This is a genomic window from Erythrobacter sp. SN6-5 (genome assembly GCF_057364945.1).
Genome location: NZ_CP200282.1, coordinates 1,331,197 through 1,345,826 on the forward strand (window position 1 = coordinate 1,331,197; position 14,630 = coordinate 1,345,826).

A 14,630-nucleotide genomic window follows, 5' to 3' on the forward strand; every position below is an offset into this window, starting at 1 on the left:
TGGAGAGCACGGGGCAAAAGCATGCCGCAGTCCTAGCGAGCGCAAGCGAAGTAGGAAAATCCTCGGACCCGCTGTCCGTCATGCTGAATTCAGTTCGGCATCCATCTTTAGCTCTAAGCCAAGTTGGCCGCGCGAGGCATGGACCTTGAACCGAGTTCAGGGTGACGTGGGATGTTTAGTGCTGAGGCTAACCAACTTTACTCGAGCGTCCGCTTTGAGGTGTCTCGTATCAGCTATAAAATGATCATCATTGGGGGTAGGAGCGGACGGTGCGTTTCCGCGAAGCCCGTTCCACATAAAATCTCAGATTAGCCTATCGTATTTTCTCAACGGCGACCACACCATATTGTGGCACGGGGGGCAATGCCAAAACAAGATGAGTTCACCTTCAGACGGCAACATCCTTTAGTCCTTTTGCCGTCCTACCCAAAGCACTAAGATAAATCGATTGCCTTTGACAAACTCTGGTTCCTTTTTAGCGGTCACTAAAAGGTCTGTATGCGCCCCATAATCGTCCTCGCCGCGTATGTTGTGAAATTCAGTTTTTACAAAGGTAGTTGTCCTGAGTTTTGCATACCTGCCAACGTCTGGGAGAATACGCGGATACTCGGTGAAGTTAGCTTCGAAACCCAAGCATTTTTCAATTTTTTGAATGAAAATAGAATACTCGGAAAGTAAAGATTCTTTTGAGGAATATGACCATTCGCATGAATATTCTATTGATTGGTATTCATCTAAAATCTCACATCCTCGTGCATTATCAAGAATAAAGCTGGTCTCAAATTTTTCGTCATCTTCTGGATCGGGTACTCAACGGATTGGCGCAAAATTCTGTGACGAAAACTTGCTAACTTCATTCATCGCAGCGCATACGTCTTTTGCAATTGCTGCTGATTGGATCAAACAACCTGCCATTATCGATGATAAGGCAAAACGCTCCTTATATTCTTCATTTCAAGCTCCCATGTCGCAAGATAACTCTAAAGTATGTTGAGTGCGGTTCTTGCACACCGTCTCTCGACGGCATTAACTAAATAGAGGCCGTAAATGCAAATGCTCTTGGTTGGAATTTGGTCCTGAATAGGTGGAGTTTTGAGGGCCATGCGTCGCCTGCCAACGAGTCCGTTTAAACGCTTCAATTCATCGTTTGAAGGCACTTGGTTTCCGGAGATGGTCCGTTCACAGAGCTTGTTTGCAACAGACTAGTTGATGTATGGTTTTTGAGTGTTATTGCTCAAAAGGGAGAGCTCAAATTGGCACTTAAGAATGTATGTATCGTTTTAGCCGCTTCGATGTTTTTGGGTTTAGGGGCCAGCCCAGCTAAAGCGGGCGCTGACCCGTTCATTGGCGAAATCATTACCGTCGGATTCAACTTCTGCCCAAGGGGATTTGCGCCTGCGGATGGGCGGTTGCTTGCTATCAGTAAAAATACGGCCTTGTTTTCTCTATTGGGAACAAAATATGGCGGTGATGGTCGTACAACGTTCGGGTTACCTGATTTGCGTAGCCGAATTCCAGTCGGTGCAGGCAAGGGGCCGGGGCTGGGCCAAGTGGAGGTGGGGCAGAAGGGCAGTCCGAAAGCTGCAAAATCAAAACCCGGCGAAGAAGGGATTATTATTCCGTACACCGGCATTACGTACTGCATAGCAACTCAAGGCATTTTCCCAAGTCGAAGTTAATCGCTCCACGCTTGTAGCAAGATAATCGGCTTGGCAGATCTAGAAGCTCCGAATGAGTAGATAGAATTGGCCGTGGGGAGGAAGCTTCATTAATATGACCTAAACTTCTTTCTTTCCGACGATGCTAGGCAGCGTTCAGTTCGACTAGGACCGGAAACTTGATTCCTGGCCTCGATAGGGCAGCGGGTCAACGACTCGTCGATTGTCTCAATCAGAAGCAACCTCTCAGCGCCATTCCCCATTCATCATGACTGACGTCGGCAGATGGGTCGAGAGCTGAACGTCTGCCTTTGAACTCATTCAGCCCTGAACCAGACAAACAGCTATCGACCCAACTACAGCCGCTCTATTAAAATCTGTTATTGCTCTCAGCTTGATTTCCCAATTTGAAAGTTCTTCCCCTCTCTCAATTAACCGTCGTCCTCAAACGCAGACGGAAGCTGGGGCTGCCGCTTCCGGCATCGGGAGCCATGAAGCCAGACGGGCGAATTCGAATAAAGCGTACGGCCGGGTCTGTGCCATCACCGCTATCAGACGGGACGTAGTTGAAGTCTGTTCCATCGGCTGAGAATTGGTAGCAATCGCTGGTGCTAGCGAAGGAAATGAATGCGCAGGTTAGCGTGCTCGTTGGGGCGCCTTGCTCAAACATAACTGGACCGCTTCCCGCGCCACCATAATCGCTGACCACCAGATTTAGCTCATCAGGAATGACCTCTGTCACGGCCACGCTGTTCTGGTTAGGCGGTGAATTGCCAGTGTTTGATACGGTGATCAGATAGTCGACCACTGCGCCGGGGATCGCGAAGTCGCCGCTTAGACCGTCATTGATCGAGATCCGCGTCTTTGTGATATCCAAATCGGCCTCCAGCAGAGCGTGGAAGCTTTGAGAAAAGGCGATGATCGCCGCCTGCTCTGCGTCTCCTGCGGCAATGGCACGTTCGGTGTCTTGGTCTCTGTCTTCGTCCACGCGTAGTGAAATAGATGTGCCATTGATGGAGCAATAGCGCAGCCAGCCGCCATCATTGTGGTTTCGGCTGATCTTTTTGGCGATCACGATTGGACTGCCCCCACTCAGGCCGTGGGCGTTGTTGAAACAGCCATCATCCCAGCCTCGGATCGTCGCGCCAGTTGTTGTGGTGTTCCACGTTATGGTGGAGCCGCCAGTGTCGGGAAAGCTGCCGGTTGTCCCGGTCGGAAATGCGATCCATCCAATTCGCTCTGACGATGGGAACGGGCCGCTGTTCGCTTGGCTGCGCTCAATCGCCAGATCAAAACCCAAAGTGCTTGGGCTACGAGCAATGGAAGTGATATGCGGGCGTGAGCTCTCATTGGCGACATTGCGGGTTTCGCTGTTCGCGGTTTGCAGCTGATGCAGGACAAGCGGGGTGCCGAAAAGCGGCGCTGAGAACGAGACATTTCGCCAACTTGCGCCGCCGCCCGTGAAGCCGCTGCCAAATTGAACGTTGGTAAGGTCAGTGAACCCCGCCTCAATGACTGTGCCATCCGGCAAAACATGGCGGCCTGGCTCTATTGCGACGTAGTGAATGACCATCGCCAAATGGCGGCCATCCCAATTGTCTGGCTCCAGGATCAATTCGTCAAAGCCGGTCGTGTCGACATTGGTAATCCGGATAGACGCTGAATTGTCACCAGTCTGCGACGGGATACCGATCACGATAGGCGGTGTATCGAAAGGCTGTTGGAAGGTGACGCGATCGGGAGTGCGATTGGTTCCCAGTGTGTCGTGCGCGGTGAATGTCCCCGCCTCTATCCGTGCTGCTTGCGCAGGCCAGGAAAGCGTTAGCAAAACTGGAAGGAACACCGCGCCAGTCATACAAAGTGAAGGCGAGAAATTTGCTTCTCCGAGTTTTCCGAAGAGCTTTCCCAACAATATAGAACCCAGTCCATAACACCGAGAGATAAGAGCCTGAGACAAACTCATTAGAACTTGCCCAGCAAGTTGATGAAGGGACCGTGGCTCGAAAAGCTCTGATCGGTCAGATCATCTGAGAAATCCGACAACGAATAGCCAACGCCGATCTTCACATTGTCATTGATGTGGCGATAGACCGCGCCCAGCGCGCCAAGCCTTAAATCATCCGCAGCGGTCACCCACAACGCACGACCTTCGAGCAGGACATCCCATTCACGCACCAGGTTGTAGTCAGCGCGCATCACGGCCAGGTGCGCGGTTGAGCTAACAAAGTCATCGCTATCACGGCCAAGCGATACGCGCCCTGTGCGATAGCCATATTTGCCACCTAGCGTCAGCTTGCGAGAGACATCATAATTCATATCGACAACGCCGATATGACTGATCTGTTTCGGGCTTTGTGTTTGTCCCGATCCGGTGACTTGGCCAACGGGACCAAGATCTTCAAAATAGGTGAAGCGAACCAGTGCGTTCAAACGCTCATTGTCGACAGGGCGATAGGCAAAGCCAGCCAGCACTTCGGTAAACTCAGCTGCTGAAATCGATCCGTTGGAATTATCCGCATCCGCCAGGTTAAACCGGCCAACAAAGCGCCAATCGGGATTGACCGCATAGCTTATATCATTGCGCAGCAGCCATACCGTTTGATCCAGTCCAAGCGGACTGGTTTCGCGGCGCAGTTCGAGCGAGCTGCCGAACCGTACATCTTCCTCGGTATAGCCGACGCCAAATGACGCAGCGGTCCGGCGAAACAGCCCTGTGGCCGCATCATCGATCTGACCCGTTTCAAAGTTACCGGTCAGGCTGAGGTGCTCGATCGGCTCGAAGGTTACACCAAAATTCCGTGCAATTGATGGTGCTGGACCGCCCACGCCGATGCGATTTTCGCCATAGACCGACAGCGAGTCCGAGAAACGCTGACGCGCGCCAACAACCAATGCTCCGCGATTGGAGCGGGTAAAGATGTTCTGGCTATCAAATCCGGTGTCGGTGCGATCTGCAAACAGGCTGTAGCCAACATAGGCCTCAGAGCCTTCACTTAGACGCCGGTTGAGTTTTACATCGCCGCCAAGGCCGCCATCACCGCCCGATAGCTCTCCGGTCAGCGATAGACGCTTAGTCAGCTCAGCGTTGAGGCCGAGACCAACTCGGTTGTTGCGTGTACGATTGGCATCCCGGTCAAGGGTCACCTGACCAAAGGAATAGGCCGTCCAATTGTCGGAACCTGGGGCATAATCCATTTGCACGGCAAGATCAGTCCGGCTGCCATCTTGAACGCTGTTGAACAATTGACCAGGCACACGGTCTTCATAGCGAAGCCCCAATTTTGTGGTCAAAGCGCCCGTGCCAAGAGCGAAGGCGTTCTGGAAATCAAGCGTCCCTGTCTCGCTAGTCCCTGCATTCTCAGAGGTTAGCGCTTCAAATCCAGCGGAAATCTGGCCGGTAGCGAACGGCACCGAAGCCGACACACCCCAACGTTCAGTCTCCGATGGGGTGAGGCGCCCCGCAGATGAGAAACCCTGGTCTTGATGTTCGAAATAACCACCAAGTACAGCGCCTTTATCCGATTTGCCCATCAATTCATTGACCGATAGAGCCGCCTCTGCGCGGTAAGCCTTCGCTTCGACACCTGCCAAGCCGGGCGTGGCTATATCGGTAAAGGATAGACCGCCATCGACAGAGTTTGACTGGCCAAAGCCTGGACCATCGCTTTGCGCAATTTCAGCCTTTAGATAGGTACCGGCGCTCGCACGGACCAAGACATCTGCTCCAAAGATGGTTTGTGAAGCCTCTTCAACCGTATCACGCTGCACTGTCAGGCCGAAGCGGACATGCTCGCCCAGCCAGCCCGATGCCCGCCCACCAAAGGTGTATCCCTCTAGCGTGCCAACAGGCGGCGTAAATTCATAACGCACCACCAGAACAGGCACATTGCCAGTCGAGGTGCCCTCTCGCACTACGCCCGTGCTGGCCGCTGTCGAAGCGAGAGGTTTGAGCAAGGTAATCCGGCCCTGGAATGGATCGAAATCATAGTCCTGCTGAGCAAAAAGGTCACGTGTTTCCAGCACGATACCTGTCTCGCGATCGCGAATTTCGATGCGTACGCGCTCTGAGCCTACCGACACATCTTGACGGTTTAAGAAGTAGAGCGAACCGCCAGTGCCGCGAAACTCTTCACGCGCTGGCACAGTGCCTGGATCAGAGGCGAAACCAGTGATCTGAAGCTGCCGCTCACCAAATTCAGTGGTCTCCTTGCTGTTCAGATCAATCAGCGCTCCGAACAAGCCGCGATCAAGCTGAGCCAGCTCTGCGCCGTTGATGTTGGTCGTGAAATTACCTAGAACCAATTGGCTTTGGTCCTTCTGCACTCGCAGATAGAAACTGCCTTGGGTGGGAGCATCCTCAATCAGCGTGGAATCATCGCCATAGGTGGGATAGAACTGTTCGCTGTTCAGGCGCCGCAAAAGCTGACGCGGATCTTTACGATCCAGATTGCTGAACAAGTCTTCGAGCCGTTCTTCGCCAGTATCAAGCGACGAGGTGATGCGCCAATCATCGCCAACAATACCCTTTGCGTAGAACGCACCCCGGCCAATCGCATAGCTTCCATCCGCCAAGCTATCGCCTGAAACCGCCCGTGAAGGGCCGCTCCCGAAGCTCTGACCAAGCGTCAAATCGCCTTGGCCCACAATGAACCAGTCATCCTTTTTGATGGCAAAGCTTTGCGCAACGCGTTTGATCTCTTCATCACCGCGCATAATCGATACGACCAGTTCGCCGCCATTGCGTGAGACAATTTGTTGAGCGACAAAAGTTCCATTGTCGCCAACGGGTACTGACTTGCCAGAAACGAGCACTTGCTCTGCCTTCGGATCGGCTTTGCCAGTTACGGTGACCATCAATCCTTCCAGATCGATCGTGCGCCGTGCCGCTTCGTCATAGAGACCAAACTCCGGTTGTTCGGTCGCCGTCTCTTCGCCCACTCGCTCAGCGATTTCTTCCTTGAGCGAAGTGAGTTCGTGAGCCCTAGTTTCATCGAATTTACCATCCGCGCTGTAGACACGGTAGACATAGTAGAGAGCGTCAGGCTCTGCCTCTCCTGCGGTCCACTGAGCATGACCGTTTTCGTCGACATTAAGAACCGCTAGCGGCTCTCCATCCGGCGATACATCTGCTGCAAAGATGCGGATTTCGCTGCGCTCCACAAAGGCAGGATAGTTGTTGTAGGTCTTAAACTTGGCCTGTTCCCCGCGTACAGTGGTGCGAACGGATTCGACCATGCCAACGCTGAGGACTGGACTGAGGATCAGCGTGTCAGCGCGGAAACGAACTTGGTGCCGATCTTCGCCAACGGCATTAACCGCTGCTTCGCTCTTCTCAGAGGTATCCTGAGCTGTACCTGCCACCTGGGCAGACACAGTGGCTGGCATAGCGGCAAGCGCCAATGCGATCACGGCTGCCCCGCTGAATAGACCTCGGTTATATGATGTGAGGGACTGTTTCATTATTTTTCTCCCCCTGATCGACATCTCGTGAAGCGGTGTCCTTGTTGATTTTAGGAGCAACGCCAAAGTTGAGTTCCCCGAATTTACCGCGTGTCAGGCGGATAGAACGTGGGTTGTCGGTAGTGGTGGTCCAGCCGAGCGGAAGCGTTCGTGGATCGACCTTCAGGATAAAATTGGAGCCAATGCGCGAGTCTGGCACGGCAGCACAGGCGATATGGTAACGACCGAATTCATCAGTGGTGATGAGCAAGCCGTTGACGGTTGCCAGACGAACCCCCGGAACACCCGGTTCACCTTCGTCTTGGTAGCCGTTACGATTGCGGTCTTCGAAGACCTTGCCAAGCAGTTCAGAGCAATCAAACACCGCGCTTGGAACGATCCGCACAGTGGCCGTGCCGCGATTTGAGATCGGTGTGCCACTTGGACCGTCAAGAGCGAAAGTACGGACCGCTAAAGGCAGCAACTCGGCGGGAGCTAGAACGGCACGCCCAAGATTTCAAAGACGGATCATTGCCGCAGCTCTCAAGGCCGCGGCTATCGCCAGGCACGCGGCTCATTCGTGAGTGGGGCGGTAAGACCATCCTCGTTGAAGTTATGGATGAGGGACTGCGTTATGACGAGCGGACTTGGAACTCGCTTAGTGAGATTGCCCGCCATGTAACTGGCACGCAGTGGTCCGGTCCGCGTTTCTTTGGATTGACCAAAGATGGTTGAGAAACCGAAACGCTGTGCAATCTACACCCGCAAGTCGACTGAAGATGGTCTGGAACAAGAGTTCAACAGTTTGGATGCGCAATTCGAGGCCTGCGCCTCCTACGCGCTAAGCCAGCGTCACGAAGGCTGGGCGCTCACCGATCAGCGCTATGATGACGGCGGCTATTCTGGCGGTAACATGGAAAGGCCAGGACTTAAGAAGCTGCTTGCGGATGTGGAGGCCGGGTTCGTTGATATTATCCTGCTTTACAAGATCGACTGGCTAACTCGGAGCTTGGCGGATTTTTCGCGCATCGTTGATGTACTCGATCGGGCGGGAGCTAGCTTTGTGAGCATCACGCAGGCCTTTAACACCACCACAAGCATGGGGCGCCTCACGCTCAACATGCTGCTTAGCTTTGCGCAGTTCGAACGTGAGGTCACCGGCGAACGGATCCGCGATAAGATCGCAGCATCCAAGAAGAAGGGTATCTGGATGGGCGGGCCAGTGCCGCTCGGTTACAAAGTTGAAAACCGCAAGCTTGTAGAGGTGCCTCAAGAAGCGGAGCAGGTGCGCCATATCATGGAGCGCTACGTTAAGCTGGGCACCGTCCCCGCTTTGATCGAAGAACTAGCGCGCGAGGGATATCGCACCAAGGTCCAACATCGTGCGAGCGGGCCGCATCGCGGCGGCATCCACTACGCCCGCGGCACGCTTTACCATCTGCTTTCAAACCCGATCTATCGCGGGATGATCGTGCACAAAGGAGAAAGCTTTAAGGGCGAGCATAGCGCGATCGTCGGCGAAGAGCTTTGGAATAAGGTTCAAGCAACTAGGGCAAAGCACACAGCCGGTGCTTCAAAGCGACGCATTGCTGACCAGCCAAGTTTGTTCACCGGCCTCCTCGAAGACCAATATGGAAGGCCGATGACGCCGAGCCATTCTGGCAAAAGCCGAAAGGCGAAGCGCTATCGCTATTATGTAACCCGGCCTGATAGGTGCGGCGGCCGCCAGGCATGCCGTGTTTCAGCAAATGATCTTGAGCAATTGATCTGCGGAGAGCTAGCCGCGAAGCTCAGTCATGATGGATTTTTGCTCGATTGTTTGGGCCGTCAGATCAGTAATGCAGGCGTGCTTAGAGAGCTCCGGAACCAAGCTAAATTGACGGCCTCTCAACTGCGCAGCGATAAACCCACCGACAAAGTCCGATTGCTGCATAGCTTGCTTAACACCGTAAAGTTGGACGAGGGCGAGATCAGACTCACCCTTGATCGTGCTGGCTTAGGCGAAGTGCTGCGTGTTTGCATAAGGGGCCTTCCAGCAAAGGAGCTGAGCCTAACCATAACTGCGGTTCCCACACGCTCTGGTCACCAACTCAAACTTGTGGTGCCGGGCGAAGCGCGCGAGATAGAGGTAGAGCCAAAGTACGATGCCAAACTGATCGCTCTGGTTTTGGAGGCATTTGAAGCAAGAGACCTCGTGCTCGCCAATCCATCGCTTTCAATGAATGCGCTTGCCAAGCAGCAAGGGCGGTGCCGAACTAGGCTCGCCAAATTGGTCGGCATCTCCTGCCTAGCTCCTCATCTCGTCGAAGCGATAGCTGGAGGCAGGCAGCCAGCAGCACTCACAGCAGAAAAATTGCTAGCGAAACAGCTGCCGCTAGCTTGGGCGGAGCAAGCCAGTGGGTTTGAGGGTGAGTCTGCTATGATGTGACCTATCGGTTGCTTCTGCAGCACCTTGAGATCTTCACGAAGCGAGATCCGCTCAACTCGCTTGGCGTTCACAACTGGGACCGTAAGGCTCTTTGCTGGCTAAGATCGGAAAGCAGACAGTCGGCTCTCGATCCAGATGCAGACGTTGAACGATGGCTCGAACTGGGCCGTGTGTGGACAGTCTGCTTCTAGCCGTCCCACTTTGAAGAGCGGACCGGTTAGCTCACTACCAGCTTCAGCCGGTGACCCGTTTTACTCCATTTCCAGCATGCAGGTAATTGTGGCTGCGAAATGTGCTAGCGTGGATTTGTCGTTCCAAGTTGAGTGAGCACGGCTTGTGTCATCCAGCCTTGTTTCACGCGCGCTAAGCACCCCGCCAAGATAGGATTCCAAGAAGATAAAGCGTTGGTTCTGCAAAGCGCGGCTCATTGACGGCATTAGCTTGCGCAGATGTTTGAGGCAGCGCTGATACCCAGAGTTCCAGCGGCCCTCCAGAGCATCGTCAAACAGGTCGCGGTGCGACATAGTGAGCATACGCAGAAAGCGATTGTATGTGTCTGTTTCGCCCCGCGCTGCCAAATTGACGGACGGATAGATCAGGATATCGACGATCTGAGAAATACTGGCCGGGCCGCCGCTATCTTCCAGGGCATCAAGCTGATCGTTTCGGCGGTCATCAATGATTTTAGCGCCATCTACAACAAGCTCGCGGATGAGCGCCTCTTTCGAACCGAAGTGATATCCGACAGCCGCAGGGTTCTTTTGGCCAGCGGCCGCTGCGATGTCACGGACAGTAACGCCGTCGATACCGCGATTGGCAAAGAGGCGCTGTGCCTCGGCCTTGAGCCGTTCAACCGAAGGGCTACGCACTTTCGAAGACAGTTTGCTCATTACAATCGCATATAAACCACAAGCAATTGCGCCTTGCAATAATACAAACGATTAATACATTTGAATTATGACGAATCGATCAAACGAAGAGTCGATACCGGTCGATCTAGAGGCTCTAACAGCTTGGATGGACGATATCGGACTGGAGCGCGGGCCGCTTAGCAAGCTGCAGCTTCTGGCGGGCGGGACACAAAATATCCTCCTTCGCTTTGACCGTGGCGGACAAGAGTTTGTGCTACGCAGACCGCCTCTCCACCTGCGCAAGAATTCCAATGACACAATGAAACGCGAGGCACGTGTCTTAGAAGCGCTAACGGGAACCAGGGTGCCGCATCCTCAATTCATCGCTAGCTGCGAGAATGAGGACAGGCTTGGCGCTTGTTTCTATCTTATGGCCCCGGTTGACGGCTTCAATCCAGCCAATGGGTTGCCGCAGCTTCACGCCAGCGATCCAGCGATCCGCGAGCGTATGGGATATTCCTACATCGAAGGAATGGCAGCCTTAGGAGCGGTTGATTACAAGGCGGTGGCTTTAGAAGGATTTGGCAAGCCTGGCGGGTTTCTAGAGCGGCAATCTGGCCGGTGGATGAAGCAGCTCGAAAGTTACGCCGCTTTTGATGAGTGGACCGGCTTTAAAGAGCTACCGGATGTTGAGAAAATTCGCGTCTGGCTTGAGGATCACCTGCCCGGGGAATTCACGCCCGGCATTCTCCACGGCGATTGCCATTTGGCAAACACGATGTTTGCCCATGACGGTGCCGAACTGGCCGCTTTTGTTGATTGGGAATTGGCCACCATTGGCGATCCCTTAGTCGACCTTGGGTGGGTCATGGCAACTTGGGCGGATGACCACACACCAACCGTCGGTAATATCGAACCTTGGGAAGGCTTCCCAGATCTCGATGAACTCGTTGCACACTATGGCAAACACACGGTCCGCAGTTTGGACGCGGTCGCTTGGCACGGTGTGCTCGCGTGTTTCAAATTGGGAGCAATATTGGAGGGAACCCATGCCCGCGCGAGCGCTGGCAAGGCCTCCAAAGAAACCGGCGATCGCCTACATGCAATGACAATTTCACTGTTCGATCGCGCGCACCGATTGATCGCGAAGAATTGAGAGGGAACCAAGTATGAATGATTTGGACTTTTCGGGAAGGCGGGTGCTGGTTGTCGGCGGCTCCAGCGGTATCGGGAACGGCATCGCTCACGGCTTTAGAGCGCGCGGGGCCGAGGTGCATGTTTGGGGCACGCGCGCCGCAGCAGATGATTACTCGGCTGAAGAAGGCTCTGATCTGGAAGGCCTGCATTATGCGAAGGTCAATGTCGCTGACTTCGACGAATTGGACGCCTACGAGCCGCCCTTCGGCAGCTTGGATGTGCTCGTCCAGTCTCAAGGCTTCGTCCGGTATAAGCAGGCGGAATATGCCAAGCCCGGCTGGGATGAGGTGATGGGTATCAACATCGACTCCGTCATGCATACGGCGACCAAATTCAAGCCAATGCTAAGCGAAGCCAAAGGCTCAATTGTGATTGTCAGTTCGGTTTCTGGTTTGAAGGCGAATATCGGCAACCCCGCTTATGCCGCCTCCAAAGCCGCTGCAATCAGCCTCACGAAAACGCTCGGTCAATCTTGGGCGCGTGACGGGATAAGGGTGAATGGACTTGCTCCAGGCTTGGTGCCAACAAAGTTGACGGCCATCACCACGCAGAATGAGCAGCGCGTGGAAGCCTCTTTGCGCTCGATCCCGCTGCGCCGCATGGGCACTCCGGAAGATATGGCCGGTGCCGCCATGTTCCTGGCATCTCCGCTCGCTTCCTATGTGCAAGGGCACACTCTCATCGCAGATGGCGGGCTTACGCTGTAACGACCTGCCCCAAACCCAGCCCGGTAATCACAATCTAGGACACCCATAGTATGCTCTTTGAATATAGCGAAAAAACGCAAGGCCTGATCGCCAGATTGCAAGCCTTTGTCGATGCGAATATTCTTCCTGTGGATCATGATGTCCATGCATGGAACCACGACCCGGTCAATCGCTGGAAGCCTTGGCCTGGCCTTGAACCGCTCAAAGAAAAAGCAAAAGCAGCTGGCCTATGGAATCTGTTCCTGCCTGAGGAATATGGCGAATACAGCCCTGGCCTGACCAATCTGGAATATGCGCCCTTGGCTGAGATTATGGGCCGCAATGCTTGGTGCAGCGAGGTCTTTAACTGCTCTGCGCCTGACACCGGCAATATGGAGGTGTTCGCTAAATTCGGCACCGATGCCCAAAAAAAGGAATGGCTAGAGCCCCTGCTCGTCGAGCGAAATACGTTCGGTATATATGATGACCGAACCTGACCACGCCTGCTCTGATGCGACGAATGTCCGCACTGAAATTCGTAGTGACGGCGATGATTATGTTATCAATGGCAAGAAATGGTGGATTTCGGGTATCATGGACCCACGCAGCAAAGTCTTGCTGATGATGGGACAGACCAATCCAGAGAACCCACGCCATTCGCAGCAATCAACAGTGATCATTCCGCGTGACACACCCGGTGTTGAGGTGATCCGCGCGCAAACGGTATTCGGCGACGTTCACTCTCCGAGTGGGCATTGCGAAGTGCATTTGAATGATGTTCGCATTGCCAAAGAGAACATCATTCTTGGCGAAGGGCGCGGCTTTGAAATCGCACAAGGGCGCCTTGGCCCGGGCCGCATTCATCACTGCATGCGCTCTATCGGATCGGCTCAGCTAGCTCTGGAATTGATGTGCCAACGCGTGACGGAGCGTAAAACTTTTGGCCGCATGCTCTCGGATCGCTCCAGCATTCGGATGGAAATTGCGAAGAGCTATTGCGATATAGAACAAGCGCGCTTGCTTACCTTAAAGGCCGCTGATGCGATTGACCGTCGCGGTGCGAAAAACGCCAAGGATTTGATCGGAGCGATCAAAGTGGTGGCCCCACAAATGGCGCAAACAGTGGCGGACCGCGCAATCCAGATATTCGGTGGCATGGGTGTTAGCGATGATGTGCCGCTGGCGAATATCCTCGCCACGCAGCGCTTTATCCGTCTCGCCGATGGCCCTGACGAGGTGCACGCGTCACAGCTCGGTAAGTTCAAGATCGGGCAATATGCAAAGCCGGGTGCTGGCTGGAATGATGTTCCGACCGATTGAGCCGCAAGCCAAAAGAGAGAGTGCAAAATGCGTAGATGGGTAGTTGAATCGTTTGGTGAGCCAAACGATGTTTGGACGCTTCAAGAGGATGCTAAGCCTCTTGAGCCCGGCCCCGGTCAGGTCAAAGTCAAAGTCGAAGCCTGCGGCTTGGGACTGCCCGATGTCTTGATGAGTCGAGACAACTACCCATTGACGCCGCGACTTCCTTTTACGCCTTCGCAAGAGGCAGCGGGCGAGGTGATCGCGGCCGGTGAAGGTGTCGATGAAGCATTGATCGGCACGCGCGTGGTTGGTCCCACTCTCTTCCAAGCTCAGGCTGGCGGGTTGGCCGACGAATGCTTGATGGCAGTAGGCGGCATCGAGGCTGGCGTATTGTCTGGTCTATTGCCAATCCCCGATAAAATGAGCGGGGTAGAGGCAGCAGGTCTCTACATTCCCTATCAAACCGCATGGGTCGCACTCGTGCGGCGCGCGAAAATCACGAAAGACGATGTTGTGCTCGTGCTGGGTGCATCGGGCTCCTCCGGCAATGCAGCGGTTCAATTGGCAAAGGCCAAAGGCGCGCGCGTTATCGCGGTTGCGGGCGGCCCGCAAAAAGCCGCTTTCTGTAAGAGCATCGGTGCAGATGAAGTCATCGACAGAAGGCAGCAAGACATTACCGAGGCAGCGCTTAAGCTCACAGGCGGCAAAGGTGTCTCGATCGTCTTCGATCCCGTTGGCGGCAAAGCCGCGCGCGCTGCGTTTAATGCGATCGCTTTCGAAGGGCGGTTTGTTGTGATCGGTTATGCCAGCGGTGAATGGGCGCGCATCGCTCTGGAAGAAACGGTGCTGAAAAACATCTCATTGCTAGGTGCGATGCCAGTCGGATGGAGCGCAGATCAAGTGCTCGAGGCTCATCAGGATTTGGTTCTGCACTGGCGCGATGGCGCAATTGATCTCTCAAGCAGCCAGGTCTTTGATTTCGATGATGCAGTGACAGCGGCAATGCATATCGCGGATGGAAAAGTCGAAGGCAAAGTCATTGTCCAGTTAAATGGAAAGCAATCGTAGG

At 54.1% G+C, this 14,630-nt stretch carries 11 protein-coding genes and 1 pseudogene; 8 read left to right on the forward strand and 4 right to left on the reverse strand.

Features of this window, described 5'->3' with window-relative positions:
- The first annotated feature begins 652 nt into the window (after positions 1-652).
- Positions 653-994 carry a hypothetical protein gene (locus AC0V6Z_RS06690; RefSeq protein ID WP_472640570.1) on the forward strand — a complete coding sequence of 114 codons (342 nt, stop codon included), beginning with the start codon at positions 653-655 and terminating at the stop codon, positions 992-994.
- A gap of 259 nt (positions 995-1,253) precedes the next feature.
- Complete coding sequence (locus AC0V6Z_RS06695) at positions 1,254-1,679, forward strand: phage tail protein (protein WP_472640571.1); 426 nt, start codon at positions 1,254-1,256, stop codon at positions 1,677-1,679.
- Between the two features lie 406 nt (positions 1,680-2,085).
- On the opposite strand, the gene AC0V6Z_RS06700 is transcribed toward AC0V6Z_RS06695, so the two are convergent.
- From AC0V6Z_RS06700 to AC0V6Z_RS06710, 3 genes are all read right to left on the reverse strand, one after another.
- Positions 2,086-3,513, reverse strand: a complete 1,428-nt coding sequence (locus tag AC0V6Z_RS06700; protein WP_472640572.1) for an H-type lectin domain-containing protein — start codon at positions 3,511-3,513, stop codon at positions 2,086-2,088.
- Positions 3,514-3,620: 107 nt separating this feature from the next.
- Positions 3,621-7,118, reverse strand: a complete 3,498-nt coding sequence (locus AC0V6Z_RS06705) for an LPS-assembly protein LptD (RefSeq protein ID WP_472640573.1) — start codon at positions 7,116-7,118, stop codon at positions 3,621-3,623.
- Entirely contained in the window at positions 7,093-7,503 is a 411-nt protein-coding gene (locus tag AC0V6Z_RS06710) for an SdrD B-like domain-containing protein (protein ID WP_472640574.1), read from the reverse strand. The genes AC0V6Z_RS06705 and AC0V6Z_RS06710 overlap by 26 nt, the downstream gene beginning before the upstream one ends.
- A gap of 26 nt (positions 7,504-7,529) precedes the next feature.
- On the opposite strand from AC0V6Z_RS06710, the gene AC0V6Z_RS06715 reads away from it, so the two are divergent.
- Both AC0V6Z_RS06715 and AC0V6Z_RS06720 read left to right on the forward strand, forming a co-directional pair.
- Positions 7,530-7,832, forward strand: coding sequence for a DUF2924 domain-containing protein (locus AC0V6Z_RS06715; protein WP_486176512.1), 303 nt, complete (start codon positions 7,530-7,532; stop codon positions 7,830-7,832).
- Positions 7,825-9,525 (forward strand): recombinase family protein, encoded by a 1,701-nt coding sequence (locus AC0V6Z_RS06720; RefSeq protein WP_472640576.1) that lies wholly within the window; start codon positions 7,825-7,827, stop codon positions 9,523-9,525. Before AC0V6Z_RS06715 ends, AC0V6Z_RS06720 begins: the two co-directional genes overlap by 8 nt.
- Positions 9,526-9,776: 251 nt before the next feature.
- Here the strand turns inward: AC0V6Z_RS06720 and AC0V6Z_RS06725 are convergent, their stop codons facing one another.
- Entirely contained in the window at positions 9,777-10,415 is a 639-nt protein-coding gene (locus AC0V6Z_RS06725) for a TetR/AcrR family transcriptional regulator (protein ID WP_472640577.1), read from the reverse strand.
- A gap of 67 nt (positions 10,416-10,482) precedes the next feature.
- On the opposite strand from AC0V6Z_RS06725, the gene AC0V6Z_RS06730 reads away from it, so the two are divergent.
- The 4 genes and pseudogenes from AC0V6Z_RS06730 to AC0V6Z_RS06745 all read left to right on the forward strand — a co-directional run bounded on the left by AC0V6Z_RS06730 (position 10,483) and on the right by AC0V6Z_RS06745 (position 14,629).
- Entirely contained in the window at positions 10,483-11,532 is a 1,050-nt protein-coding gene (locus AC0V6Z_RS06730; RefSeq protein ID WP_472640578.1) for a phosphotransferase family protein, read from the forward strand.
- Between the two features lie 13 nt (positions 11,533-11,545).
- Entirely contained in the window at positions 11,546-12,280 is a 735-nt protein-coding gene (locus AC0V6Z_RS06735) for an SDR family NAD(P)-dependent oxidoreductase (RefSeq protein ID WP_472640579.1), read from the forward strand.
- Positions 12,281-12,330: 50 nt separating this feature from the next.
- Positions 12,331-13,579 (forward strand): annotated as a pseudogene (locus AC0V6Z_RS06740) (acyl-CoA dehydrogenase family protein).
- A 27-nt stretch (positions 13,580-13,606) separates the two neighbouring features.
- Positions 13,607-14,629: an NADPH:quinone oxidoreductase family protein gene (locus AC0V6Z_RS06745; protein ID WP_472640580.1), complete on the forward strand. Its 1,023-nt coding sequence runs from the start codon at positions 13,607-13,609 to the stop codon at positions 14,627-14,629.
- Position 14,630: the final 1 nt, after the last annotated feature.

Bases quoted from the DNA above. Each gene is read 5' to 3' on its own strand.
- AC0V6Z_RS06690 (WP_472640570.1), top strand. From the start codon at position 653: ATGAAAATAGAATACTCGGAAAGTAAAGATTCTTTTGAGGAATATGAC.
- AC0V6Z_RS06720 (WP_472640576.1), top strand. From the start codon at position 7,825: ATGGTTGAGAAACCGAAACGCTGTGCAATCTACACCCGCAAGTCGACT.
- AC0V6Z_RS06700 (WP_472640572.1), bottom strand. From the start codon at position 3,513: ATGACTGGCGCGGTGTTCCTTCCAGTTTTGCTAACGCTTTCCTGGCCT.
- AC0V6Z_RS06735 (WP_472640579.1), top strand. From the start codon at position 11,546: ATGAATGATTTGGACTTTTCGGGAAGGCGGGTGCTGGTTGTCGGCGGC.
- AC0V6Z_RS06705 (WP_472640573.1), bottom strand. From the start codon at position 7,118: ATGAAACAGTCCCTCACATCATATAACCGAGGTCTATTCAGCGGGGCA.
- AC0V6Z_RS06745 (WP_472640580.1), top strand. From the start codon at position 13,607: ATGCGTAGATGGGTAGTTGAATCGTTTGGTGAGCCAAACGATGTTTGG.
- AC0V6Z_RS06725 (WP_472640577.1), bottom strand. From the start codon at position 10,415: ATGAGCAAACTGTCTTCGAAAGTGCGTAGCCCTTCGGTTGAACGGCTC.
- AC0V6Z_RS06730 (WP_472640578.1), top strand. From the start codon at position 10,483: ATGACGAATCGATCAAACGAAGAGTCGATACCGGTCGATCTAGAGGCT.